The organism is Rhizobium sp. ZPR4 (genome assembly GCF_040215725.1).
GTDB lineage: Bacteria > Pseudomonadota > Alphaproteobacteria > Rhizobiales > Rhizobiaceae > Rhizobium > Rhizobium rhizogenes_D.
In genome coordinates, this window is the sequence record NZ_CP157968.1 from 1,706,313 (window position 1) to 1,731,423 (window position 25,111).

Consider the following 25,111-nt stretch of genomic DNA (forward strand, 5'->3'; position numbering starts at 1 on the left):
TCGGGACTCGGCCGCTCCAGCGGCTAGATATGCAAGTCGCTGGCGCCCGTGTCGATATGAGGCGCCCAGAAGGCGATACTTTCGGCAATCTGCGAGATGACCTGGCGATCGTTGGGCTCGCGCTCCTTGAAGGAGAGTTCCAGGCAGATTTCGTTATCCCTGGCGCCGCCTTCGGCAAAAGCCTTCAGCAGCGGCTCCGGCTGGATACGGCCCTTGGCATTGAATTCCGCAGTGAAGGGGCGATGCCCACCCTTATCCATCAGGCTCTGCTTGATATGGATGATCGGCGAGACCTTGGGGACCGCACGCGCCCAGGCATAAGGATCATAATCATCGGGATTGGACGAGGTGACATCGCCATGATCGATATCGGCCATCATCCACATGGGGATGGCGAAAGGGGCCTTCGTCAATCTGCCCTGCAGCGAAACGCAAGCCTCGATGGTCTCGCCGAATTCGCGGCCGATGCTCATCGGCTCCCAGAAAATATAAGAGAGGCCGGCGGCGCGGGCATGCTCGGCCACCTCGCCCCAGCAGTCGATGGCGATCTCAATCAGCTCCTCGCGTCGGACCGGATCGTCATAGTCCTTGTAGGTGAAGATCGCGAACTGCGTGCCGACGGAATGACCACCGAGATCGGCGGTGATATCGGCAAAGGTCTTGAACCAGTCGACATAATAGCGGCGGACATCATTGTCCGGGTGGCCGAAATGGTTGAGACGGCCGTAGGGACCGGTCATCCCCGAGGTTACGCGGACGCCGGTCCGCTTCAGGGCCGCTCGCATGTCGCGCGTCAGCCGGCTGATAATCGGCGCCTGCCAGCTCGGATTGATGAATTCATGCGTGAGCTGCAGGTCGCGGATGCGCAGATCGCGCGCAACCGTCTCGATCAGATCGGCCGGCTCGGCAAAGCGGTTCACCAGCGGGTTGGTGTTGAGTGAAAGCGTCAAGGGCATATATGGTCTCCCGGCAGGGGCTGTTGGTTCAGGCGGCGAGCGCCAGCTCGGCGTCAAACCAGGCAGCAAAAGCTGCCTTCTCTTCAGCCGTCATGCGCAAACCTTCCTTGGTGCGGCGCATCAGCACGTCTTCGGCCGCCTGCGCCCATTCGCAAGCTACGAGATAACGAACCTCAGCCTCATAGAGATTGCCGCCGAAATGCCGGCCGAGCTCGGCCAGCGACGTCGCATTGCCAACGATCTGCCTGGTGCGGGCGCCATAGAGATGGCCGTAATGATTGACGAGCGCACGCGGCATCCAGGGATAGGCGGCACGCAGCGTGTCGGAAAAGGCGACATAATCGGCATTCGGGATCTCGCCGCCCGGCAGAACCGCACCCCGCGTCCAGTCGCCGCCCATCTTCGGGAAGAATTTGGTGAGCCGCTGCATGGCGTGTTCAGAGAGCTTGCGGAATGTCGTGATTTTGCCGCCGAAGACACTCAAGAGCGGTGCGCCGCCGGTCTCGTCGAGATCGAAGACGTAGTCGCGCGTGACGGCCGAAGGATTGCCCTTGCCGTCGTCGAACAGCGGCCGGACGCCGGAGAAGCTTTCAAGCACGTCGGAGCGGCGCAGCTTCTCCTTGAAATAGCGGTTTACGGCGGTGATCAGGTAGTCGATCTCCTTCTCGTCGGCCCTCACCTCTTCCGGCTTGCCTTCATAAGGAATATCGGTCGTACCGATCAGCGCCTTATCGCCTTCATAAGGGTTGATGAAGATCACGCGCTTGTCGTGATTCTGGACGAGATAGGCCTGCTGACCGGCCCAGAATTTCGGAACGATGATGTGGCTGCCCTTGACGAGCCGGACGCTGCGCTGGCTGTTCGAGCCAACGACACGGCCGATAATGTCGTTGACCCAGGGGCCGGCAGCATTCACCAGCACGCGGGCACGAACGGTCCGCACATCGCCGGAACGTTCGTCGCGCATCTGAACGACCCAGTTCCCCTGATCGCGTCGCGCGCTGACGCAAGCCGTGCGGGTCAGGATCTGCGCACCTTTCGCCGAAGCATCGAGTGCATTGAGAACGACAAGCCGGGCGTCATCAACCCAACAGTCGGAATATTCGAAACCCTTCGAATACTGGTCAAGAATGGGGGCGCCTTCCGGATCACGCTTGAGATCCAGCGAACGCGTGCCCGGCAGCTTCTTGCGGCCGCCGAGATGATCGTAGAGGAAGAGGCCGAGCCGCACCAACCACGCAGGACGATCGGTCGGGCTGTGCGGCAGCACGAAACGCATTGGCCAGATGATGTGGCTTGCCGAATTGAGCAACACCTCGCGCTCGATCAGGGCTTCGCGCACCAGGCGGAATTCGTAATATTCAAGATAGCGCAGGCCACCATGCACCAGTTTGCCGGAGCGCGAGGACGTTCCTTCCGCCAGGTCGCCCTTCTCGCACATCATCACGGAAAGGCCACGCCCGGCCGCATCACGAGCAATGCCGGCACCATTGATGCCTCCGCCGATCACGAAAAGATCAAAGATTTCCGGTTCCATCATGTCATGCTCCTAGGGATGCCTGAGGCATCATCAATTCAATCTTTAAGAGTGGCGCTCGCTCGCCGGTTCCCGTATCGGCTAATGCTGGGCCAGCTTGTCCCAGGCCGGCGCGATCGCCTGACGCACGTTCTTGTAGGCATCGAACAAGCGATCATAGCGCTCGACATTTGCCGGATCCGGCGCCTCGGCGTCACCAAGCAACGGTGTCACCCAGTCGGCAATGCAGCTGTCCATGTCCTGATAGGCGCCGATCGAGACGGCCGCCATCATCGCGACACCGGCAGCCCCCGCCTCTTCGCGATCCGAAATCCGCACCGGTGCCTTGACGGCGGCCGACAGCGAACCACGCAGTGCACGCGACCGAGCGGCTCCTCCGGTGATACGCAGTTCTGAAGGCATGTCGCCCATGGCCGCGTAGCAATCCCGCGTTGCCATGCCGAGCCCTTCGACCACGGCTCTCAGCATGTCGGCAAAACCATGCCGTGTCGAAAGTCCGGTAAAACCGGCACGCGCATGTGCATTCACGAAGGGACCGCGCTCTCCGGCCTCTGAAATATAAGGATGATAGAGAAGGTTCGTCGCACGCGTGTCGGCAAACCAGGAATCGATGCGGGGGATGAGATCCGAATAAGAAACCTGATTTCCGCCAGCAGACATCAGATCCGCAGCAATCTTGAGAATCCAGTCGATATTGATGGTCGCACCCATATTGGTCTGGACCTGCGTGACGATGCCGGGGATCGGCAAGGCAATGACATATCCCGTCCCCTCCTCGTTAAGCTGGACATCGGGCACGGCCTTGGCGCGCATATGCACGCCCGTCGATCCGATCGTCGAGCAGGCGGCGTTCTCGCCGCCAGTGCGCACGCCAGCGCCAAGCGCCGTCATGACCATATCGACATAACCCAGGCAGACCGGTGTTCCGGCAAGCAGGCCGGCGGCCTTGGCCGCAGCATCCGTCAGAGGATGACTGATCTCGGTTCCGTCGATGATCTCGGGCAGAAGCGAGCGCCGGCGGGCAAGGCCGAGCGCATCGATGACAACAGGATCATATTGGCGATTACGGAAATTGCCGAAGGTAAAGCTTGCCTCGGACGGATCGGTGGCGCGGATGCCGGTGAGATTGAGATAGAGCCAGTCCTTGCAATGGAGTGCCGTCTCTGCCCGATCGAGAAGCTCAGGCATGAAGCGATCCATATGGGCGAGCTGTGCACCCTGCTGGCAAGTATTGAGACCGGTGCCGGTCGCCTCGAAACGGGCGCGATTGCCAGCCGAAGCACCCAGACGTGTAACCGTCGCGGCGGCGCGGGCGTCGAGCCAGAGCCAGGCGTCGTCGACAGGAGTATTGCCGGAACCGACAAGCCAGGTGCCGTCGCCCTGCCCCGTTACGGCGATCGCTGCCGTTCGGGCAGCAAGGTTGTCGACCTTCTCCCCAAGTCCGCGCAATGCGCTGACGCAGTCCGACCACGTCTGGCCGAGCGACTGCGTGACCGAGCCGTCTTCCCCCGTCTCGTAGCGATTGCGCGCCGAAGCGGAAGCGATCTGCCTTCCGGACAATTCGAAAGCAACCGCCTTCAAAACAGAAGTACCCGCATCGATCCCGATGATGATCCCGTCGCTCTTAGACATTGCACGCCAGCTCCGCCATGCAGCCCCCTGCGACAGGCGCATCAGCATAGATCACAAACATTTTCATTCCTCCCCACGCGGCCAAGGGCATAATCTACGCCAGGTCGCATTTATCGTCGCCATCGTACTCTCCACTCCAAAGGGAGGATCGCGAACGAAGCGCCAGCGCGCACCCGACACCAGCCACGCAACGGATCCGACACATAGCCGCGACCCATCAATCAGCTTGCGGCTTTATAACATAATCATATCGTTGATACAGTAATATTTTTCTGGTGTTGTAATTTTTTTCATATAAAATAGGTGCAGTTGATAGTTAAGCCGCGGCAAGGAACGGCCCTGGCAACGCCATGCAAGAACACGGACCAACAACCGAGATCTCGCGGATTGAATCCGGGAGGCTGGCGGAAAGCCACAGGCGACACTCTTATATTTCATAATTATACCAATTAATTACAAAGATAATTTGATGTGATATCGATCAAGAAGATGGCGATCGCCGAACCTCGATATAAGGTCCATAGAGCGAAAGCTTCGAATATGAAAAGGCAAGAAGCACGGAGATCCACAGGGACCGATCGAATACCAGATCCATTAAATCACGGTTGACACGCTCAAAGATTTATAACATATGAAATGCAGAAATTAACATACTTATATCACAAATGTCGCATGGATGCGGCGATTGTGAACCCAAGATGGGCGACTGGAGGAGACAGCCGTCCGCACGCTGAGGAGGCTCCTGATGTTGAATTTCCTTTCCGGTGAGGGCGTAGCAGCCCAAAGCCAAGCGGAGCGCTCAACGGTGCGAACGCGCAAGCCGGGCTTCCGTTAAGCCGGATCACGGCACTTTTCTCCCTTTCTCCATCAGGCAATCCGGCTGACATGCCCAAGGTCGTTTGAACATGAATACGCAAGCTCAATACGCAACTGCCAAGCTGAAGATCGTCGCCAGCATCGCCGCAGCGGTGATCGTCATCGGCGCCATCGCCGCCGATACCAAGGTGATCAAGATCGGCTCCGCGCACGACGTGCGCGAGCAGGGCTTCCAGCCGGAAGCCTATGGCGCAGAGGAATTCCCGAAGGTGCAGACGGATGTCGAAAAGCGCGCCGTCGATGCGGTGACGCTCGCCACCGCCGTTCTCGCCGACAAGAAGGCGGCCGGCGCGAAATATGGCGTTGCGACTACAACAGGCCCCGTTCTTCCCGTCTCCTTGACTGGCACGTTCGGCGAACGCAAGGCCAACCTCAACGAATTCAAGGTCGACGGCATGCCTGACGGCATCACCGTTCGAGTTCAGACGGGTCCCGCAATCAACGGTACCGATCTTCGCGACGCCACAGGCAAGATCGAATTCGGCCAGTTCACCAACCAGATCGAATATCAGGACGCGGGTTCTGCCATCAACAACGAGATGAAGAAGGCGACCCTTGGCGGCCTGGACCCGGAGAAGCTGACGGGCAAGACGGCGACGGTCGTTGGCGTTTTCAAGCTCATCAATCCGAAGAACTGGCTCATCACCCCGGTAAAGGTCGATGTGAAATGAGCCAGGTCCAGCACAATGGCGTGACCACGGGCGAAGTCGTTCTCGCCGCCCGCAACGTCGCCAAATCCTATGGCAACGTCCATGCGCTGAAGGGTGTCAATTTCGATATTCGCCGCGGCGAAGTCACCACGCTCTTCGGTGAAAACGGCGCCGGCAAATCGACGCTGATGAAGATCCTGTCCGGCGTCATCCAGCCGACATCGGGCGAAATCATTCTCGATGGCGCGCCCATTTCTTTCGCCTCCTCCACACATGCACGCGCCTGCGGCATTTCCATCATCCATCAGGAACTGAGCCTGGCGCCGAACCTCAGCGTCCGCGACAACATTTTCATGGGTCGCGAGATCATGAAGGGCGGCGTGGTCGATTTTGCCGAGGAAGAGCGCCAGACCCGTGCGCTGATGGAAGAGCTGGAAGAAAATATCGATCCGCTTACACCGGTCGAAGATCTTCGCCTCGGCCAGCAGCAGATCGTCGAGATCGCCCGGGCGCTTTCCGTCAATTCCCGCATCCTGATCATGGATGAGCCGACCTCGGCGCTCAGCGCCAGCGAAGTCGAAGTTCTCTTCAAGGTCATTCGCGACCTGACGAGCCGTGGCGTGTCGATCGTCTATATCTCGCATCACCTGGAAGAGGCGCTGCAGATCACCCATCATGCCGTCGTTCTCCGCGACGGCAACATGACCGCCTATGCCGAACGCAAGGACATCGATCTCGAATGGATCGTGCGCAACATGGTCGGCGATAATTTCGACCTCGGCAGCCCGCCGACCGGCCATCAAGTAGGCGACGTGGCGCTGATGATCGACAATCTCACGGTTCCCGGTCCGTCAGGTGCTGCCTATAATGCCGTCGACCGCATGTCGCTTGCGGTTCGCGCCGGCGAAATCGTCTGCATCTACGGCCTGATGGGTGCTGGGCGCACCGAGCTGCTCGAATGCGTGGCGGGTCGGCTGCGATCGAGTGGCGGTCGCGTGTTGCTCGGCAACACCGATGTCGGCGGTCTTTCCATTGCCGGCCGCATCGCGCAAGGACTGGTACTGGTGCCGGAAGACCGGCAGCGCGACGGCCTCGTTCAGACCATGACCGTCGGCTCGAACCTGTCGCTTGCCAGCATCGGCGCCTTTACCAAGGGTCTTTTCACCTCGAGCGGTCGCGAGCGGACGCTGGTGACCGACTCCATCCGCAAGGTTCATATCAAGACCGATGGCGGCGACGCGGCAATCGGCTCGCTGTCGGGTGGTAATCAACAGAAGGTCGTCATCGGCAAGATGCTGGCAACCGATCCTCGCGTGATCCTGCTCGACGAGCCGAGCCGCGGCATCGATATCGGCGCGAAGGCGGAAGTCTTCAAGCTGCTCGCCGAGCGCGCCAAGGAGGGTCTGGCGGTGATCTATTCGACGTCGGAAGTCGCCGAATGCCTCAGCATAGCCCATCGCATCATCGTCATGCACCGCGGCAAGATCTCTGCCGAATTCGGTCCGGACGTCACCAAAGAGAAGATCATGGCCGCCTCGGGCGAAGCAGTGGTCGCGCACTAGCCGCATTCATGGAGCACTGATTATGTCAGTCACGAACATCACAGATAAAAAGCCAATCGCGAACGGACAGCGGCGAAACTTCAGTCTCGTGCGGCTGATCCTCGAAGGACGCGCCTTCTTCGCGCTGATCGTCATCATCGCGGTCTTCTCCTTCCTGTCGCCCTATTACTTTTCGCTCAGCAACTTCCTGACAATGGCCTCGCATGTCGCCATCTTCGGTATCCTTGCCATCGGCATGCTGCTGGTCATCTTGAATGGCGGTATCGACCTCTCGGTCGGCTCGACGCTCGGTCTTGCCGGCTGCATTGCCGGTTTCCTGATGCAGGGCGTCACGCTGTCGAGCTTTGGCGTCATCCTCTATCCGCCGGTCTGGGCCGTCGTGGTGCTGACCTGTGTCCTCGGTGGCGTCGTTGGTGCGGTCAACGGCGTGCTCGTCGCCTACCTGCGCGTTCCGGCCTTCGTTGCCTCGCTCGGCGTTCTCTATGTTGCCCGCGGTATCGCCTTGCTGATGACCAACGGCCTCACCTACAACAATCTCGGTGGCCGCCCGGAACTCGGCAATACCGGCTTCAACTGGTTGGGCTTCAATCGCCTTGTCGGCGTCCCGATCGGCGTCATCGTCCTTGCTGTGCTTGCGATCGTCTGCGGCCTCGTACTCAGCCGCACCGCCTTTGGCCGCTGGCTCTATGCCTCAGGCGGCAACGAGCGCGCCGCCGATCTTTCCGGCGTTCCGGTCAAGCAGGTCAAAATCGCTGTCTATGTCCTGTCGGGGATTTGCGCGGCCATTGCCGGCCTCGTCCTGTCCTCGCAGCTGACCTCGGCCGGTCCAAACGCCGGCACCAGCTATGAGCTGACGGCGATCGCCGCTGTTGTCATCGGCGGTGCCGCATTGACGGGTGGCCGCGGTACGGTGCGCGGCACCATGCTTGGCGCCTTCGTCATCGGCTTCCTCGCGGACGGCCTCGTCATCATCGGTGTCTCGGCCTACTGGCAGACGGTCTTTACCGGCGCGGTCATCGTGCTCGCCGTGCTCATGAACAGCATCCAGTACGGACGTCGGACCAAATCCGGCTGACACTGCATCAAGACTTGTCGCCGATCGGTGAAATGCCAATCGGAGAAAAGACCGCCGGTTCGCCGGCATCACCAGAGCTCATCAAAAGGGAGAGAGACTAATGTTTAAAAAAGGTTTGCGCATCGTCATGGCAGCAGTTGCTGTGGCACCGCTTCTGACAGGAGCTGCATGGGCCGCGGGCCAGATGACGATCATCGTCAACGATCCGTCCAACCCCTATTGGCTGACGGAAGGCAACATCGCCAAGGCAACCGCCGAAAAGCTCGGCTATACCGCCACGGTCGGTGCGCACAAGGGCGATACCAACACCGAAAGCAACCTGATCGATACGGCGATCACCAACAAGTCGGTCGCCATCATCCTCGATCCGGCCAATGCCGACGGATCGGTCGGCGCAGTCAAGAAGGCCGTTGCGGCCGGCATCCCGGTTTTCCTCGTCAATGCCGAAATCAACCAGGAAGGCCTTGCCAAGGCTCAGCTCGTCTCCAACAACGCCCAGGGTGCGGCTATCGGCGCGCAGCAATGGGTCGAAGCTGTTGGCGACAAGGGCAATTATGCCGAACTCTTCGGCTCGCCCTCCGACAACAATGCGGCCACTCGGTCGAACGGCTATGAAACCGTTCTGACCCAGTATCCCGACCTGAAGAAGGTTGCCAAGGAAGTTGCCAACTGGGACCGCACCCAGGGCCACAACAAGATGCAGTCGATCCTGCAGGCTCACCCGGACATTATCGGCGTGATCTCCGGCAATGACGAAATGGCGCTCGGCGCGATTGCCGCTCTCAAGGAAGCCGGCAAGCTTGCCAACGTCAAGGTCGGCGGCTTCGACGGTTCTCCAGATGCTGTGGCCGCCATTAAGGCCGGTGAACTGCAATATACCGTCCTGCAGCCGGTCGCCACCTTCTCGGCGGAAGCCGTCAAGCAGGCCGACAGCTTCATCAAGACCGGCAAGACCGGTGCCACCAGCGAAAAGCAGCTTTTCGATTGCATCCTGATCACCAAGGACAATGTCGACAAGTACACGGCACCCTTCGTTCTGTCTGAGTAATGACATCGGGGGCGCCGGAACTCGGCGTCCCCATCCCTTGACCCCAGTGGGCGGCACCCTGGCTGCACATCAGACAGAACTTGCAGAAATCCTGATAGCGAACTGTTCTTTATACTTTTTTTCTATAGCGTGACGTTCGCTGCAGCAAGTCAATCTCCGCAAGGCGCGACGTCAGAGGCCAAAGTGACAGACAAGACAAGCCCCGTATCATTCCTGCAAGACGAGCTGCCGAGCGACAGCCGGCATTCCCGCCAGATTGCCAGGCGCCAGATGATCGCTGAAGCGGTGATGGCGGAAGGTTCGATGCGCATCGAGGATCTGACCGAGCGCTTCGGCATCAGCCTGATGACGGCACATCGCGATGTCGACGAACTGGTCAGCCGAGGCCTGTTTCGCAAGACGCGCGGCATCGTATCGGCCGCAGCCACCAGCCTGATCGAATCGAGCGACGTCTATCGTGCCAATCGGCAAGCAAACGAAAAGAAGATGATCGCCGCGGCGGCCATGCAATTCATCGAGCCGGGTCAGGCAATCTTCCTCGACGATTCCACCACCGTTCTACAGATGGCCTCGCAGCTGCCGGCCAAGGTTCCGCTGACGGCAATCACCAATTCGCTGACGTTGATGAACGCGCTGAAGGACATGCATGACGTGTCGCTCCTGGCGCTTGGCGGACAATACTATAATTGGTGCAATGCCTTCATGGGCCGGATGACGATCAACGAAATCAATCGCTTGCGGGCCGATGTCTCCTTCATCTCGATGTCGGCCATCATCGATGACATGGTTTTCCATCAGTCTCCCGAAATCGTCGACATCAAGCGCGCGATGTTCGAAAGCGCCGCCAAGCGCATCTTGCTGATGGACCATACGAAGTTCGAACGGCGGGCGCTGCATAGTTTTGCGCATCTGAGTGAGTTCGATGTCGTCATCGTCGATGAAAAGACGCCTGCGGCTCATCTGGAGCGGATGCGCAACAAGAATATCAATGTGGTCGTCGCCAAGGGCGACAAGGAGCGATCCTGAGGCTGAACCTGGCAACGGCCGCCTCTCGTCGTTCATGATCAGGAGTCATGGGAATGCCGAGTCTGCTCGGAATTGACAGCGGTTTAACCGTCACCAAAGCCGTCATCTTCGACATTGACGGAACACCGCTTGCCGTTGCGCGCCGTCGGGTGACCCAGTTCATGCCGAAGCCACGCCATGTCGAGCGCGACATGGACGAACTTTGGGACCGGACGGCAGATGCCATTGCCGAGGCGATCAAGCTCAGCAACCGCCCGGCAAGCGACATCCAGGCGATTGCCGCAACCGCGCACGGTGACGGCATTTATCTGCTCGACAAGGCAAAAAAGCCGCTCGGACGCGCCATTCTCTCACTCGACAGCCGCGCGGGATCGATCGTCGAACAATGGCTGAAAGCCCCCGTTGCCGACGCGTCTTTGAAGTTGACCGGCCAACTGCCGCATGTCTCGGCTCCATCGGCGTTGCTTGCCTGGATCAAGGCCAATGAACCCGAACGTTTTGGGCAGATCGGCCATATTTTGAGCTGCAAGGACTGGCTACGCTTCTGCCTGACTGGCGTTGCCGGCACCGACCGCACCGAAGCAAGCACCTCCTTCACCGATGTTTCGACCCAGGATTATTCCCCCGATGCGCTGAAACTTTTCGACATTGCCGAGGTGACGGACGCCTTGCCGCCAGCCTCGCGATCCGACGAGGTCGTGGGATACGTGACCGAGGCCGTCGCGAAGCGAACCGCTCTTGCCCAAGGCACGCCCGTCGTTGCTGGATTGCACGATGTAACCGCCTCAGCCCTTGGAGCCGGCGGCTATGCGGCCGGCGTCGTCGCCGTTATCGCCGGCACCTATTCGATCAACGAGACGCTCTCGTCGGAGCCGCGCGTCGACAGCCGCTGGTTCTGCCGCAATGCCATTGCGCCGGGCCAATGGAACAACATGTCGATTTCGCCGGCATCCTCGGCGAATTACGAATGGTTCCTCGACAAACTCTGCGCCAGCGAAATTGCAAGCGCCGAGGCTGCGGGCCAGTCCATTCACGCCCTGCTCGACCCCGAAATCCAAGCGGCGTTCAACCGGCCATCGAGCGCGCTGTTCCACCCTTATCTCTTCGGCTCACCCTATGGCGCCGAGGCAAGCGCCAGCTTCTTCGGGCTTGGCGGCTGGCATGATCGCGGTGATATGCTGCGAGCCGTCCTGGAAGGCATCGCCTTCAACCATAAGATTCACGTCGATGCGCTAAGCGACGGTTTTTCCTTCAATCAGGCAAGGCTGGCAGGTGGTGTCTCGCGCAACCCGATCGTCGTGCAGATGTTTGCCGACGTGTTCGGCATGCCCGTCACCGTCACCGAAACCGACGAAGCCGCTGCCTGGGGAGCAGCCCTTTGCGCCGGCGCCGGCATCGGTGTCTATTCCAGCCCGGAAAGCGATCCGCGCGATGTCGGCAAGATCGCCAGAACCTATCATCCGGATTCCGTCCGCAGCGCCGATTACCGCATTCGCTACAACCTCTTCCGCGACATTGCCGAAGCGATGACGCCGCTCTGGCCGCGGATTGGCAATCTCGCAACCCAGCGCTCCCAAGACTAGACCGAAAATTGCGCCGCGCAGACAGGGTCTATCGCGGCAGTTCACCAGGACAATGATGTTATGACCGATATGGCCGCCGATCTGCAGCAACGCTTCTCCAAACTTCAAGACGGAGATGTCGACGTCGTCATCCTCGGCGCAGGGGTCAATGGTGCCGGTCTGTTTCGCGATCTGTCGCTGCAGGGCGTTAACTGCCTGATCGTCGACAAGGCCGACTTCGGTTCGGGCACGAGCGCTGCGCCATCCAGGCTGATCCACGGCGGCCTGAAATATCTGGAAACAGGCGAATTCGGCCTGGTCGCGCAATCGGCGCTGGAACGAAACCTTCTGCTCACGAACGCACCGCATTGCGTCGAAGCACTGCCGACCTTCGTGCCGATCTTCTCCTGGACGCGTGGCATCTGGGCAGCCCTTCGCACGCTGACGGGCTCGACTACCGCCCCGCGCAGCCGCGGCGCCCTGCTTATCAAGATCGGGCTCGCACTCTACGACTTCTTCGGTTCGCGCAATCGCGTCATGCCGCGCCACAGGTTCCTTTTGAAGCGCCGCGCGCTCAAGGAGATGCCGCATGTCACGCCTGAGATCGTCGCCGGCGGCATCTATTACGATGCCAAGATCAGCCGGCCCGAACGGCTGGTCTATGAGCTGGTCAATGACGGACTGGAGGCGAACAAGGCTTCATTGGCGGCAAATTCGACGCGGCTCGTTTCCGCTGCCGATGGCGTGCTGACCTTTCAGCGTTCGGACGGTTATGCCTTTTCGGCCAAGCCGAAGCTCGTGGTCAATGCCGCCGGCCCATGGATCGATCATGTCAACGCCGCTCTCGGCGCACCGGCCCATCTGATCGGCGGCACCAAGGGATCGCATATCCTGCTCGATCATCCGGAACTGGTGCGCAGCCTGAACGGCCATATGATCTATTTCGAAGCCGATGACGGTCGCATCTGCCTCGTCTATGGCTATCTCGGCCAGGCGCTCGTCGGCTCGACCGATATCCCTTGTGACGATCCCGACAATGTGCGCTGCGAAGAGCCGGAGATCGACTATTTCCTCGACAGCGTAAGGTCGCTTCTGCCGAGCCTCCGCTTCGACCGCGACCAGGTGACCTATAGCTATAGTGGCATTCGCCCCCTGCCCGCCTCGGACGCCTCGTCGCCGGGCCTGATCAGTCGCGATCACTCCGCACCCGTCTTCGAGCCGCAGGCTGGGCGCCCCTTCCCTATCATCTCACTGGTCGGCGGCAAATGGACCACATTCCGCGGCTTTGCCGAGGAAGTTGCCGATACAGTGCTGGCACGCCTTCAAATCGGCCGCAAGACGTCCACGGAGCGACTTGCGATCGGCGGCGGCCGGGATTTCCCGGCGAGCGCCAACGAGCGTACAAGCTGGATCAAAGCAGTCGCCGCGAAAGCCGGCGTCGACGTCAGCAGAGCGGATGAGTTGCTCGGCCGATACGGCACGACTACAGCGGCAATCCTCACTCGCCCTTCGGACTACAACGACAGCCAGCGCATCAGCGGTGCGCCGCGCCACAGCGCGCTTGAGATCGATTGGATCGCGCGGCAGGAGATGGTCGTGCATCTGTCCGACATCGTCTTCCGGCGTACGACCATGGCGATCGAAGGCCTGCTGACGATCCAGGGCCTGCGTGAAATCGGCACCATTGCCGCAGTCGCCCGACAGTGGGACGCACAGCGACTGGCCAAGGAAATCGACGCTGTCGTTGCATTGCTATCGAAGTTCCACGGCCAGACGCTGAGCGAAGAAAACGTGCGGCGGGCGGCAGCCCCGGCGGCGCGCTGATCATCATCTGCTTGAGGAGAAAACCGGGGCGAGCGAACCACTCGAAGTGTTCTTTGCCGAGCTTCATCAGCACAGCTGTGGCGGGCTTCGTATGTTTACGCGGATCGAACTCGCCCTCGATGGAAATGCTCTGTTATCCTCATAGAAAACATTTGACCGTCGAAGACTTCAATGTTTTCTATAGATAAAAAACAGATCCGAAAGAATCGGTTCGCATCTCCCTGCCCCGACAAATAGTCTTCCAACAGCATTCATATATAAGGGTATCGGCTTGAGCTCACGGATCATCCAGTTCGGCACCAGCCGATTCCTACAGGCGCATGCGGCGTTCTTCGTGCACGAGGCACGGCAATCCGGCCAGGATGTCGGTCCCATCACCATTGTTCAGGTTTCGGGCGCCAGCAGCCGCAGCGGACGTGTCGCCGCCTTCGGGAATTCGGAGGGCTATCCGGTCATCATCCGCGGCATGTCGGATGGCAAACCTGTCGATCGCACCGTACAGGTCACCAGCGTCGAGCGCGGTCTCTCCGCAGTAGAACATTGGAAGGAGCTGTCAAAGCTCTTTGCCGAGGATGCCGAATTCGTCATCTCCAACACCGGCGAGACCGGCTATAAGACATGGCCGGAGGAAGATCATTTCGACGCGGATGGTCAGGTTCCCCGATCTTTCCCCGCCAAGCTTGCCGCTCTCCTCGTCCAGCGCTGGCAGACATCCGGTCGTCCCTTGGTCATCCTGCCCTGCGAGCTGATGACAGGCAACGGTCATGTTCTGAAACAGACAGTCATCGATTGCGCTCGGCTCAACGATGTGCCGGCTGAATTCTATACCTGGCTCGATAACCACGCCGCCTTCGCCGAAACTCTGGTTGATCGCATCGTTTCCGAGCCGATCGAGCCGATCGGCGCCGTCGCGGAACCTTATGCCCTATGGGCGATCAAGCGCGCGCCGGGTGTACACGCGCCATGCCAGCACCCAAGCATCGTGCTGACCGACGATCTCGAACCTTACGAGCGCCTGAAGCTGCATATTCTCAACCTCGGACACACCTTCCTTGCCGAAATCTGGCAGCGCGAAGACCGGCCGGCGGATGAAACAGTGCGCGCCATACTGGCCGACAGAAATATACGCGCTAGGCTCGATACTCTCTACGAAAGTGAAGTGCTGCCCGGCTTTGTGGCAAACGGCATGGGCGATGAGGCGAAGGCCTATGTCGCAACGACACTCGACCGCTTCCTCAATCCATTTCTAGACCATCGCATCGCCGACATCAGCCAGCACCATCCCGAAAAGGTCGCCCGCCGCATCCACGCCTTCCTGGATTGGGCAGATAAGGCGGGGAGCGCATCAGGCATGCCCGTGCTGCGGCAGATAGCGGCGCGCTATCCTTTCGCTGAAGTTGCATAATGACGTCCGCTGGGGCCGCTAATCGATACCTCCAGTACGGACTTTAGTATGGAAAAATACGAATAAGACATTGTTCGAAACAAGTTCTTTGTATTCAAAAAAACGCGATATATGATGTCTTCGTGTGCATAGCACTCAGACTCGGTCTGTATAAATCTACACGGCGCGTCAATATCCACAATTTAAATATAAATTTCGATAATGCGGATACAGAACCTGTTTAATTTCCTAAATTAAAGGATTTTTGAAATCAAAGCACTGTAAATAAATATAGGAAAAAAGATGATACATCTAAAAAATGTGACAAAATATTTCAAAACTGGGAGGCACAGGAAAATTATACTTAATCACGTAACAGCTCAGTTTCAATCAGGATTCTCGTACGGACTGCTTGGAGTAAACGGCGCAGGAAAATCAACCACTATGCGCATGATCGCAGGAACTATGTTTCCAAACTCAGGGCGGATAATAAAAGATGTTCGTGTCTCTTGGCCTCTCGGATTTGCTGGTGGCTTCCACCCCAAAATGACGGGGAAGGATAACGTACACTTTGTAGCGCGAGCATATGGAGAAAATGTAGTTCGCGTTTCTCGTTTTGTTGAAGAATTCGCGGAACTTGGTGACTACTGTAAAATTTAGCGTCAAAATTCTCACCCGCTAAATTTGCTCTACGTCGAAATTTAAGTCCCGATACCCAATTTTTAACCAAACTTAACAGTCCAGCGCTATCGAGAGCTTCTTTGCGAAACTCACGCATCCCCATTTGGAGCACTGCGCCGTTCATTCCGTCGTCAGCCTTCAGCCGCTGTTAATCGCCTCATCAATGGACGCGATCAGGAGCCTCGATCGCTCATATGGAAAGCAGAGCCAGACAAATCAATGCCGCTAGATATATTACCTCTAAGAGTATATCCAGAAATTTACCCGATATTTCTTGGCAATTTTACCGATTACCGTCACAATATTAATCATTAATCGGCAATATATATCAAGATTAATCCATTTGCAGTTTCCATCATAAAGTACTCAAATCCGCTTCCGCTAACAATGGTTGACGCTGATCTTTTGTAGATAGCGTCGGCTGATCGGCAAGTTGCCAGTCGATGGCAATCTGCGGATCATCCCAGCGAATGCCGCGATCGCTCTGCGGGGCATAATAGTTGGTGGTTTTATACAGAAACTCTACATGATCGCTCAATGTTAGAAAACCGTGAGCAAATCCTTCGGGTATCCACAACTGACGCTTGTTTTCAGCAGAGAGACGAACGCCAACCCATTGCCCGAATGTCGGAGATGTTTTTCTGATGTCGACGGCGACATCATAGACTTCGCCAACGACGACCCGCACCAGTTTGGCTTGGGCATGTGGTGGTAACTGATAGTGCAGGCCGCGTAGGACACCCTTTCCCGATCGGCTGTGATTATCCTGCACGAAATCAGCGCTGCGGCCGATCGCCGCCTCGAACTTCACCTTGCTGAAGCTTTCAAAGAAGAAGCCGCGGTCGTCGGCAAACACCATGGGTTCGATGATCTTGACGTCGGGTATAGCGGTATCGATGGCTCTCATTCGTCGCTCTGCTCAAATATTCGTGCGGGGGATACAACGGCATGGTGCACGCCATGGCGATTAGAATATCTGCTCACGCAGAATTCCTAGGAGATATTGACCATAGGCGTTCTTCTTCAATGGCTGTGCTAGCGCGTCGACCTCGGACGCGGTGATCCAGGCGCTGCGGTAGGCTATCTCTTCGGGACAGGCAACCTTCAAACCCTGCCGGTTCTCGATGGTCGCGATGTAATGGCTCGCCTCCAGCATCGATTCATGCGTACCGGTGTCGAGCCAGGCGTAACCGCGTCCCATAGTCTGCACATCCAACTGCCCGGCATTCAGGTAGCGAACGTTAACATCGGTAATCTCCAATTCGCCGCGCGGCGACGGCCGGATGGACTTTGCCACATTGACGACGGATTCATCGTAGAAATAAAGACCGGTAACCGCATAATTACTCTTCGGTATCCGCGGCTTTTCCTCCAGGCTGACTGCTCGACCGCTCTCGTTGAACTCGACCACGCCATAACGATGGGGATCCTGCACGTGGTAGGCAAAAACGGTAGCGCCTGTTTTCTTGTCACTCGCCTCACGCAGCAATCGCGTAAAATCATGCCCGTAGAAGATGTTGTCCCCCAGCACTAAGGCGGATGGCGCGCCGTCTAGAAACCTCTCGCCGATCAGGAAAGCCTGGGCAAGGCCGTCCGGGTTCGGCTGGACAGCATAGTCCAGCTTTATGCCCCATTGGCTGCCATCGCCGAGTAGCTGCTCGAAACGAGGCGTGTCCTGCGGCGTCGAGATGATGAGGATTTCACGTATTCCCGCCAGCATCAAAGTCGTCAGCGGGTAGTAGATCATCGGCTTGTCATAGATCGGCAGGAGCTGTTTGCTGACCGCGAGCGTCAATGGATAAAGGCGCGTTCCCGATCCGCCGGCCAGTATGATTCCTTTGCGTGCTTTCGTCATGATAAAGCGTCTCGTCTTCAGTCTGTCTACGTCTTATCGGCTTGGAGGATAATCGAAATCATCATGGAACCCACGGCTCTCAATTCCCTGCAGCCCGCAATCTGGCCAACACATCATCAACGCCTTCCTGCCATTGCGGAAGGGCGATATCGAAGCGATCCATCAGCTTTTTACAATCCAGCCTTGAATTGGCCGGACGCTTCGCCGGCGTCGGGTACTCCGCAGTCGAAATCGGCTTGAGTGCGTCAAGGGAAAGCGCAAGCTTGACATTGGCAGCCGATGTCTGACGCACGATATGTGCGGCATAGCCATGCCAGGATGTGCTGTCTTGTGCCGTGAGGTGATAGGTACCCTCTAGCTCTTCGGACACATCAGAGCCAGCAATGCGCTCGATCACCGCGCGTGTAACGTCTGCGATCAGAGCCGCCGAGGTCGGTGCGCCCATTTGATCGGCGACCACGTTCAATGTGCTTCGTTCACCTGCCAGCCGAAGGATAGTCTTCAGGAAATTGCTGCCGTGATGACCATAAACCCAGCTCGTCCGCAAGATAGCATGGGAAGCGCCGGAGGCGCGGACCGCCTCCTCACCCAACCATTTGCTTTCGCCATAGACGGACTGCGGATTAGCGGCGTCGTCTTCATGATAGGGATCGGCTTTCTTGCCGTCGAAGACATAATCCGTCGAGTAATGGATCAGCCAGGCCCCATTGTCAGCTGCCCAGCGCGCCAATACTCCTGGCGCAGCGGCATTGACCGCCATAGCCTGCACTTTGTCGCCTTCGGCGCGATCAACAGCCGTATATGCGGCCGGATTTACGATGACACGCGGCTTGTACTCGCGAAGAGCGGTAAGAATGCTTGCCTCACTCGCAAGATCCAGTTCTGCACGCGTCAGGGCAACCACACTGCCTAATCCGCCTAACGAACGCTGCAACTCGAACCCGACCTGCCCATTGGCGCCAGTGACCAGAATGGTACTCACGCGTCGACCTCGTATTGTTTGCCGACCCATTCCCGATAAGCACCACTGGTGACGTTTTGCACCCAATCCTGGTTGTCGAGATACCATCCGACCGTCTTGCGAATGCCGGTTTCGAAGGTCTCCTCAGGCTTCCAGCCGAGCTCGCGCTCGAGCTTGCGAGCATCGATCGCATAGCGGCGATCATGACCTGGCCTATCCCTGACGAAGGTGATCTGATCGCTGTAGCGACCGCCATCGGCCTTCGGCCGAAGCTCATCGAGGATCGCGCAAATCGTATGCACGACCTCAAGATTGGGTTTTTCGTTCCAACCACCGACATTATAGGTCTCGCCGACCGTACCGGCCTCCAGCACGCGGCGAATGGCGCTGCAGTGGTCCCGCACATAGAGCCAATCGCGAATTTGCTGGCCGTCGCCATAGATCGGCAAGCTTTTGCCGGAAAGTGCATTCAGAATAACCAGCGGGATCAGCTTTTCTGGAAAATGATGGGGCCCGTAATTGTTGCTGCAGTTCGTTGTCAACACAGGCAGGCCATAAGTATGGTGCCACGCCCGGACGAGATGATCAGAGGCCGCCTTGCTGGCCGAATAGGGGCTATTCGGCTCATAGCGATTGAGTTCGTTAAACGGCGCATCATCCTTCGACAGCGTGCCGTAGACCTCGTCGGTGGAGACATGGAGAAAACGGAAAGCCTGTTTCTCGTTCTCGGCCAAGCCGTCCCAATGTCTGCGCACCGCTTCCAGCAGGCTGAAGGTGCCGACGATATTCGTCTGAATGAAATCACCGGGTCCGTGGATGGATCTGTCGACATGACTTTCGGCTGCGAAATTGATTACCGCCCGCGGCCGGTGAATCGATAGCAAATCGCTCACCAACTCCCGATCACCAATATCGCCATGTACGAAGACATGACGATCATCATTCTTCAACCCCTTCAACGTATGCAGGTTGCCGGCGTAAGTCAGCTTGTCCAGATTGACGACTATTTCACCGCGTCGCTCGAGCCAATCAAGAACAAAGTTTCCGCCTATAAATCCGGCTCCGCCCGAAACCAATATCGTCATTGAAAACCCATTCCTGCGCTCGGCCGCACAATAAAACTATTGCCGTCACGCCCATTGAAAAACAAAGGCGACGGCCAAAACAATCACCCCTCGAAGAGGCGACTAAAGCTCCCGGGGAGCCACACCAATCTTTTCAGCGGATAACCATCCTTGCTGTTGATAGGCTTCTATCTCCTAAAGCCAAATCACGCAACCTAAGGTCACAAACAATTCATAAAATTTGTAAGATGACCGAAGCAACGCGACCATCCGAAAAACCACCTACGAAACACTCAAATTGTGTCGCGGTTTCTCCACTACGGTCGATTATCGACAAAATACCATTGGTCCGCATAGGAGTGCACCATTGGCTCTATCACGGCATTTAATTGTGCAACGTCCTGAACAATATGCTCCTCGCTGCCTGACCTTCCAGGGAGCATGAAAGGCGTCAATGCCCTCAGCACAAACCTCGTCCCCCTCTCCCGAACAATATAAACCGGATAGATCAATGCATTCGTTTTCCGGGCCATCCGCGCGATGAGCGCGTAATTGCCCTCAAGATGCGCAGGTCTTCCGAAGAACGGCGCGCGGATATACCCGTTGAAGCCCTCGTCACAGAACATCAGCAGATTGCCGCCGTTCTCCAGGATTCTCAGGGCCGGTCGCACGAAACTGCGGCCGGGTTTCAAGATTCCGAGGCCGGCGCCCTTGCGCAGTCGGTTGACTATGTAGTGGCGTGAGCGGCGTTTGGGCGGGTCATAGTTCATGGTGACCTCAAGTCCCATATCGAGAAGGCAATGCCAAAGCACCTCCCAGTTGCTGATATGCGGCGCGATGAAGATCACCGGCCCTTCACTGCAACGCTCGACCAGCCCTTCGGTACCGATCTTGCGGACGTGCCGTCGTGCCAATCTCGGCACCACGGAATATTCCGCCATCTGCCGCCCTTGAGAATCGGCATAGGCCTTCAAAAGCTTCTCAAGCTCTGCCTCACCAAGCTCGGGTCTTATCATCTTGAGATTGGCTGCCGCGCGCGCGTATGCACCCTTGTGGAAGCGCGGCGCCAGCAGGCGCCCGAGCCAGCCGCCGAGATCGGAGCAGACGCTCGCCGGCAATAACATGAAGGCAAAATAGAGGAAGAGATCTATGGCGTTGCCGATATTCTCGTAAAGCCAATAGCGCAGAAATGCCTTACGCCGGTCGCCACCGGCTACGAAATCGGCAAGGGGCGGAGCTTTCGGAGGCTCATAGGTCCACGCCTTGCGCTTGCCGACGGCGACTTTCTTGTCGGTCTCGGTCGTCATCCCCGGCGCCTATGCAGTGTCACGGGCATGCCGTCACGCGGACGCAGTGTCAGGCGGCATTGCGGTTGAACTTTATGCCCATCCTTGATCCGAACGCGAAAACGCTGGGCCAGGATCGCCAGGCAGAGGATCGCCTCGGTAAGGCCAAATTGCAGACCGGGGCATACACGCGGTCCGGCGGCGAAGGGAATGTAGCTGTAGGGCGCCGGCCGCGCCTCGCCGAGGAAACGCTCCGGGTGAAAGCGATGCGGCTCGGGGAAGAGCGAATCCGTGCGGTGCAATATCCATGGCACGATCAGCACCAGCGCTGCCTTGCGTACCTTCACGTCGCCGATCTGGTCCGCTTCGGCGGCCTGACGCGCCAGGATCGGCACCGGGGGATAGAGGCGCAACGTCTCCTCGATGACCGCACGGCACCAGTCGAGCTTTGCAACATCATCGATCGAGGGGATCCGATCGCCGCAGACAGCGTCGATTTCCGTATGAACCGCCTCCTCTACCCAGGGCGCACCTGCGAGCAGATACCAGGCCCAGGTCAAAGTCGCCGCGGTGGTTTCGTGGCCGGCCATGAAGATGGTGGCGGCCTCGTTTCGAAGCGCCACGACATCGAGTTTCAACTCAGGATTACGTTGCTGCCGTCGGATCAGCAGCTCGACCATCGAACTGTTATCACCCTTGCCTGCGAGATGATCTTCGATCACCTGATCGATGATCCGGTGAATGCGTTTCACCGACCGGCTCAAACTCGGCGTCTTGATGATCGGCAGCCCCTCGTCGAAGCCGAGAAAATAGCCGAAATTGACGGAATCGACCAGCGACTGGTAGCTCGCAAAGCCTTCGGTGACGGCATTGGCACCTTCCTCGCCGAGATCATTGCCGAAGACGCTGCGGGAGATGATTTCCGCCGTCAGCCCCGCCATTTCGAACAGAGCGTTGACTTCGGCACCCTCCCCTAGGCTCTGCCACCGGTCGGCAAGCTCGTTTGCCGTGCTCTGCATGATCGCGCCGAAGGCCGGCACGCGGTTTTTATGCACGATATCGGAGACCAGCGGCCGGCGCTGCTTCCAGGTTTCCTTGTCGGAAATGAACAGGCCGTCGCCTAGCAAATATTCCAGCGCGCGCCGCATCTGCGGCGTCTTGCGCTCGAAATTCTCATGGCGTTTGGCCACCACATAACGGATAGCCTCAGGCGAATTAACGATGATGAGCTGCCGGCCCAGAAGCTTGAATTCCGCCACATGCTCGCGATAATCGGCGCGACGCCAGATCGACAGGAAGTCGCTGCGCGCCTGCAGCATGAGCTTCAGCGGCTGGCCGGGCTTCCCGCTATAGTAGGCGGCGTGAGCCGGCTCGAAATATTGCGACGATTGATCGGCGTGTTCGACGATTTCGGTTTTCTGATCAAGCCAGGCCAGCATAGCGGTGCAGAACTTTCGCGCCTTGCGGCCGGTAACAATGTGAAAACGACCGAGCGCCACGACGCAGGGTCGTGGTCACTATATTCATTTCGCAACTGCAGAAAAGCCCCCGCCTGATCGAAGTGGAGGCTCTTTCTTGGCTTTGAAAGCGCTGCGCCTAGATGGCTTCCAGCATGAACAGCTCGTCGAGTGTCTGGCGCCTGCGGATCAATCGATGTGTCTCACCGTCGATCAGGATCTCCGGAGCATAAAGACGGCTGTTATAGTTCGACGACATGGTTGCGCCGTAAGCGCCGGCGCCATGAAACACGAGATAGTCGCCGACATGGGTTTCGGGCAGATCGCGCGTTTCTACCGTGCCATTGTCCGTCTGCGTGAAAACATCTCCCGATTCACAAAGCGGGCCTGCGACGACGGTTGGGAAGAGTGTTCCGGCAGCATCGCGAGGCGTCTTGCCAGGAATGACGGAGATGTGATGGTAGCTACCATACATGGCCGGTCTGGCGAGATCGCTGAAACCCGCATCGACAAGGACGAAGCGGTTGCGGCCCATCATCTTGACGGCTCTGACTTCAGCAAGCAATAGGCCGGAATCGGCGGTCAGAAAGCGGCCTGGTTCGATCTCCAGCCGGATTGGATGGCCGAAATGTGCCTCGATCTCGCGCCGCGCCTTATCCCAGAGCGAAAAATAATGAGCGGGATCGATCTCTTCTTCCCCCTCCCTGTAAGGCACGGAGAGACCGCCGCCAGCCGAGATGGCCTCGATATCGACATCCAGCGCGCGGCAGAAGCCGATCATCGCACCGCAAACGCGCTGCAGATGCCCGTAATCGACGCCGGAGCCGATATGCATATGCAGCCCGACTAGCTTCAGCGAATATTTCCGCGTCAGCGCCACCGCCTCCTGCAATTGCTCGAACCAGATGCCGTGCTTGCTGGTTTCACCGCCGGTGTTGGTTTTTTTGCTATGGCCATGCCCGAAACCGGGATTGATGCGCAGCCACACCCTATGACCAGGCGAACGCTCACCCAGCTGATGCAGCATGTCGATGGAACCGATATTCACCTCGACCTTGTCGGCAATGACGCGTTCCAGTGTCGGCCGGTCGAAGACATCGGCGGTGAATACGATCTCCGCAGCTCCGGACGAATTGCCGGCAGCAAAACCCGCCCGCATCGCGCGATCGATCTCGCCGAGTGAAACGGCATCGACCCGCACACCCGCATTTCGCATCTCTTTCAGGATATGAATGTTCGAACAGGCCTTCTGCGCATAGCGAATGACATCAAAGGCGGAGAGTTGCGCGATGCGGCGGCGGATCGCGGCGGCATCATAGATCCAGAGCGGCGTTCCATATTCGGCGGCAAGCGCGCTCAGCGTTTCATTGGAAGGAATGGTCATCTTGTCTCAATCAGTCTGGGCGGGAATAGATCAACGATGAATAATAGTACGGGCGGAGCGACTGTGTCACTCCACCCCTTTCGTGATGTAACGGTGCTGCGGCCGGCTAGCGCTTGGCGGCTGCAAGTGCCTGATCGAGATCAGCAATGACTTCCTTGGCCGAATGCAGTCCGACGTTCAAACGGATCGTTCGATCGCTGACGCCGAAGCGCGCGAAGACATTGGTTTCCGGCGAGATGCTGAGCGCGGCCTTTGCCGGCACCACGAGGCTCTCAGGCCCACCCCAGCTCACCCCGATGCGGATGATGCGCAAGGCGTCGACGAAGTCGGCGACATCGATGTGGTCCGAGACCTCGAAGGAAAACAGCCCGCCAAATCCGCTGAAAGTACGTTTTCCCGGATGATCGCCGAGTGCCGGATGCATGACGTTGGTCACATCCGCATGGGCATCGAGCCAGGACGCCACTTCGAGCCCGGCTTCATGGTGATGGCGCATGCGGAATGGCAGGGTCTCGAGATTACGCAGCACGAGCCATGCCTCGAATGGCGCGAGCTTCGCACCCGTATAGGGGTAGATTTCGCTGTTGATCCGGTCGATATGCACCTTGGAGCCGGTAACAAGACCCGCCACCGTATCGCTCTGTCCGCCGAGATATTTCGAGGCGGCGTGGATGACAATATCGATGCCGACAGCGAGCGGCTTCTGGAAGAGTGGCGTTGCCCAGGAATTGTCGACCATTGTCACGACGCCATGGCGGCGAGCAACCTCGGCGATCGCAGTCAGATCCTGCAGCTCGAAAACCATCGAGGTCGGGCTTTCGAGATAGGCAAGCTTGGCGCCGGGAAGTGCGGCAAGCATCGCCTCCGTGTCCGTGCCATCGATATAGTCGACGGTAATGCCGAAGCGCTTCAGCACTTTCTCGAAGAAGCGGAAGGCATCGCTATAGACGTGCCGCACGGTGACGATGCGGTCGCCAGGCCCGACAAAGGCGAGGACTGCGGCGGCAATCGCGCCCATGCCGCTCGAAAAAGCGCGTGCCTCTTCCGCGCCCTCCATCTCGGCAATCTTGCGCTCCAGAAGCCGTACCGTCGGATTGTCGCCGCGCGAATAGATCGGCTTCTTCGAACGGCCGGCGAAGACGTCCTCAAGCTCTCTGTAGCTATCGAACAGGAAGAGCGATGTCTGGTAGATCGGCGGCACCGCCGCATCGAACGGATCGTCACGCGGCGGCATCAGCGCATCTGGAATGGTGTGGCGGTAGGCATCGAATCTCGGCGTCTCGTTCATGGC

The 25,111-nt window shown here is 58.3% G+C and carries 20 protein-coding genes; 9 read left to right on the forward strand and 11 right to left on the reverse strand.

Features of this window, described 5'->3' with window-relative positions; genetic code table 11:
- Positions 1–23 precede the first annotated feature (23 nt).
- The 3 genes from ABOK31_RS27420 to ABOK31_RS27430 all read right to left on the reverse strand — a co-directional run bounded on the left by ABOK31_RS27420 (position 24) and on the right by ABOK31_RS27430 (position 4,125).
- On the reverse strand, positions 24–956 hold the full coding sequence (locus ABOK31_RS27420) for a TIM barrel protein (RefSeq protein WP_349959944.1): 933 nt from the start codon (positions 954–956) through the stop codon (positions 24–26).
- A gap of 28 nt (positions 957–984) precedes the next feature.
- Positions 985–2,496 (reverse strand): glycerol-3-phosphate dehydrogenase, encoded by a 1,512-nt coding sequence (locus ABOK31_RS27425; protein WP_349959947.1) that lies wholly within the window; start codon positions 2,494–2,496, stop codon positions 985–987.
- A gap of 78 nt (positions 2,497–2,574) precedes the next feature.
- Positions 2,575–4,125 carry an FGGY-family carbohydrate kinase gene (locus tag ABOK31_RS27430; protein WP_349959949.1) on the reverse strand — a complete coding sequence of 517 codons (1,551 nt, stop codon included), beginning with the start codon at positions 4,123–4,125 and terminating at the stop codon, positions 2,575–2,577.
- 905 nt (positions 4,126–5,030) lie between these two features.
- Between ABOK31_RS27430 and ABOK31_RS27435 the strand changes: the two genes are divergently transcribed.
- From ABOK31_RS27435 to ABOK31_RS27475, 9 genes are all read left to right on the forward strand, one after another.
- The gene (locus ABOK31_RS27435; RefSeq protein ID WP_349959952.1) at positions 5,031–5,672 is read left to right on the forward strand and encodes a DUF2291 domain-containing protein; all 642 of its coding nucleotides are present in this window, start codon (positions 5,031–5,033) and stop codon (positions 5,670–5,672) included.
- Positions 5,669–7,213, forward strand: a complete 1,545-nt coding sequence (locus ABOK31_RS27440; RefSeq protein ID WP_174171827.1) for a sugar ABC transporter ATP-binding protein — start codon at positions 5,669–5,671, stop codon at positions 7,211–7,213. The genes ABOK31_RS27435 and ABOK31_RS27440 overlap by 4 nt, the downstream gene beginning before the upstream one ends.
- Positions 7,214–7,235: 22 nt before the next feature.
- Positions 7,236–8,288 (forward strand): ABC transporter permease, encoded by a 1,053-nt coding sequence (locus tag ABOK31_RS27445; protein WP_349959955.1) that lies wholly within the window; start codon positions 7,236–7,238, stop codon positions 8,286–8,288.
- 100 nt (positions 8,289–8,388) lie between these two features.
- A complete protein-coding gene (locus tag ABOK31_RS27450) occupies positions 8,389–9,336 on the forward strand; it encodes a D-ribose ABC transporter substrate-binding protein (RefSeq protein ID WP_174171829.1) in 948 nt (315 codons plus the stop codon).
- Between the two features lie 183 nt (positions 9,337–9,519).
- A complete protein-coding gene (locus ABOK31_RS27455; RefSeq protein ID WP_349959957.1) occupies positions 9,520–10,362 on the forward strand; it encodes a DeoR/GlpR family DNA-binding transcription regulator in 843 nt (280 codons plus the stop codon).
- Positions 10,363–10,415: 53 nt separating this feature from the next.
- On the forward strand, positions 10,416–11,945 hold the full coding sequence (locus tag ABOK31_RS27460; protein WP_349959959.1) for an FGGY-family carbohydrate kinase: 1,530 nt from the start codon (positions 10,416–10,418) through the stop codon (positions 11,943–11,945).
- Between the two features lie 60 nt (positions 11,946–12,005).
- Positions 12,006–13,748, forward strand: coding sequence for a glycerol-3-phosphate dehydrogenase/oxidase (locus ABOK31_RS27465; RefSeq protein WP_349959961.1), 1,743 nt, complete (start codon positions 12,006–12,008; stop codon positions 13,746–13,748).
- Between the two features lie 271 nt (positions 13,749–14,019).
- Complete coding sequence (locus tag ABOK31_RS27470) at positions 14,020–15,153, forward strand: mannitol dehydrogenase family protein (protein ID WP_349959963.1); 1,134 nt, start codon at positions 14,020–14,022, stop codon at positions 15,151–15,153.
- A gap of 282 nt (positions 15,154–15,435) precedes the next feature.
- On the forward strand, positions 15,436–15,792 hold the full coding sequence (locus tag ABOK31_RS27475; RefSeq protein WP_349959965.1) for an ATP-binding cassette domain-containing protein: 357 nt from the start codon (positions 15,436–15,438) through the stop codon (positions 15,790–15,792).
- Between the two features lie 376 nt (positions 15,793–16,168).
- Here the strand turns inward: ABOK31_RS27475 and rfbC are convergent, their stop codons facing one another.
- The 8 genes from rfbC to ABOK31_RS27515 form a co-directional block, all read right to left on the reverse strand.
- Complete coding sequence (rfbC, locus tag ABOK31_RS27480; protein ID WP_349959967.1) at positions 16,169–16,720, reverse strand: dTDP-4-dehydrorhamnose 3,5-epimerase; 552 nt, start codon at positions 16,718–16,720, stop codon at positions 16,169–16,171.
- A gap of 60 nt (positions 16,721–16,780) precedes the next feature.
- Complete coding sequence (gene rfbA / locus ABOK31_RS27485; protein WP_349959969.1) at positions 16,781–17,668, reverse strand: glucose-1-phosphate thymidylyltransferase RfbA; 888 nt, start codon at positions 17,666–17,668, stop codon at positions 16,781–16,783.
- 79 nt (positions 17,669–17,747) lie between these two features.
- Positions 17,748–18,650, reverse strand: a complete 903-nt coding sequence (gene rfbD, locus ABOK31_RS27490) for a dTDP-4-dehydrorhamnose reductase (RefSeq protein WP_349959971.1) — start codon at positions 18,648–18,650, stop codon at positions 17,748–17,750.
- Entirely contained in the window at positions 18,647–19,714 is a 1,068-nt protein-coding gene (gene rfbB, locus ABOK31_RS27495) for a dTDP-glucose 4,6-dehydratase (RefSeq protein ID WP_349959973.1), read from the reverse strand. Before rfbB ends, rfbD begins: the two co-directional genes overlap by 4 nt.
- Positions 19,715–20,010: 296 nt before the next feature.
- Positions 20,011–21,000: a lipid A biosynthesis lauroyl acyltransferase gene (locus ABOK31_RS27500; RefSeq protein ID WP_349959975.1), complete on the reverse strand. Its 990-nt coding sequence runs from the start codon at positions 20,998–21,000 to the stop codon at positions 20,011–20,013.
- Positions 20,997–22,478, reverse strand: a complete 1,482-nt coding sequence (locus tag ABOK31_RS27505; RefSeq protein ID WP_349959978.1) for a cytochrome P450 — start codon at positions 22,476–22,478, stop codon at positions 20,997–20,999. Before ABOK31_RS27505 ends, ABOK31_RS27500 begins: the two co-directional genes overlap by 4 nt.
- A 97-nt stretch (positions 22,479–22,575) precedes the next feature.
- On the reverse strand, positions 22,576–23,820 hold the full coding sequence (gene lysA, locus ABOK31_RS27510) for a diaminopimelate decarboxylase (RefSeq protein ID WP_349959980.1): 1,245 nt from the start codon (positions 23,818–23,820) through the stop codon (positions 22,576–22,578).
- A gap of 106 nt (positions 23,821–23,926) precedes the next feature.
- Complete coding sequence (locus tag ABOK31_RS27515; protein WP_349959982.1) at positions 23,927–25,108, reverse strand: PLP-dependent transferase; 1,182 nt, start codon at positions 25,106–25,108, stop codon at positions 23,927–23,929.
- Positions 25,109–25,111 lie beyond the last annotated feature (3 nt).

Excerpts from the sequence above, each read along its gene's own strand:
- ABOK31_RS27420 (WP_349959944.1), bottom strand. The coding sequence starts at position 956 with ATGCCCTTGACGCTTTCACTCAACACCAACCCGCTGGTGAACCGCTTT.
- ABOK31_RS27425 (WP_349959947.1), bottom strand. The coding sequence starts at position 2,496 with ATGATGGAACCGGAAATCTTTGATCTTTTCGTGATCGGCGGAGGCATC.
- ABOK31_RS27430 (WP_349959949.1), bottom strand. The coding sequence starts at position 4,125 with ATGTCTAAGAGCGACGGGATCATCATCGGGATCGATGCGGGTACTTCT.
- ABOK31_RS27435 (WP_349959952.1), top strand. The coding sequence starts at position 5,031 with ATGAATACGCAAGCTCAATACGCAACTGCCAAGCTGAAGATCGTCGCC.
- ABOK31_RS27440 (WP_174171827.1), top strand. The coding sequence starts at position 5,669 with ATGAGCCAGGTCCAGCACAATGGCGTGACCACGGGCGAAGTCGTTCTC.
- ABOK31_RS27445 (WP_349959955.1), top strand. The coding sequence starts at position 7,236 with ATGTCAGTCACGAACATCACAGATAAAAAGCCAATCGCGAACGGACAG.
- ABOK31_RS27450 (WP_174171829.1), top strand. The coding sequence starts at position 8,389 with ATGTTTAAAAAAGGTTTGCGCATCGTCATGGCAGCAGTTGCTGTGGCA.
- ABOK31_RS27460 (WP_349959959.1), top strand. The coding sequence starts at position 10,416 with ATGCCGAGTCTGCTCGGAATTGACAGCGGTTTAACCGTCACCAAAGCC.
- ABOK31_RS27465 (WP_349959961.1), top strand. The coding sequence starts at position 12,006 with ATGACCGATATGGCCGCCGATCTGCAGCAACGCTTCTCCAAACTTCAA.
- ABOK31_RS27475 (WP_349959965.1), top strand. The coding sequence starts at position 15,436 with ATGATACATCTAAAAAATGTGACAAAATATTTCAAAACTGGGAGGCAC.
- rfbC (WP_349959967.1), bottom strand. The coding sequence starts at position 16,720 with ATGAGAGCCATCGATACCGCTATACCCGACGTCAAGATCATCGAACCC.
- rfbA (WP_349959969.1), bottom strand. The coding sequence starts at position 17,668 with ATGACGAAAGCACGCAAAGGAATCATACTGGCCGGCGGATCGGGAACG.
- rfbB (WP_349959973.1), bottom strand. The coding sequence starts at position 19,714 with ATGACGATATTGGTTTCGGGCGGAGCCGGATTTATAGGCGGAAACTTT.
- ABOK31_RS27500 (WP_349959975.1), bottom strand. The coding sequence starts at position 21,000 with ATGACGACCGAGACCGACAAGAAAGTCGCCGTCGGCAAGCGCAAGGCG.
- lysA (WP_349959980.1), bottom strand. The coding sequence starts at position 23,820 with ATGACCATTCCTTCCAATGAAACGCTGAGCGCGCTTGCCGCCGAATAT.
- ABOK31_RS27515 (WP_349959982.1), bottom strand. The coding sequence starts at position 25,108 with ATGAACGAGACGCCGAGATTCGATGCCTACCGCCACACCATTCCAGAT.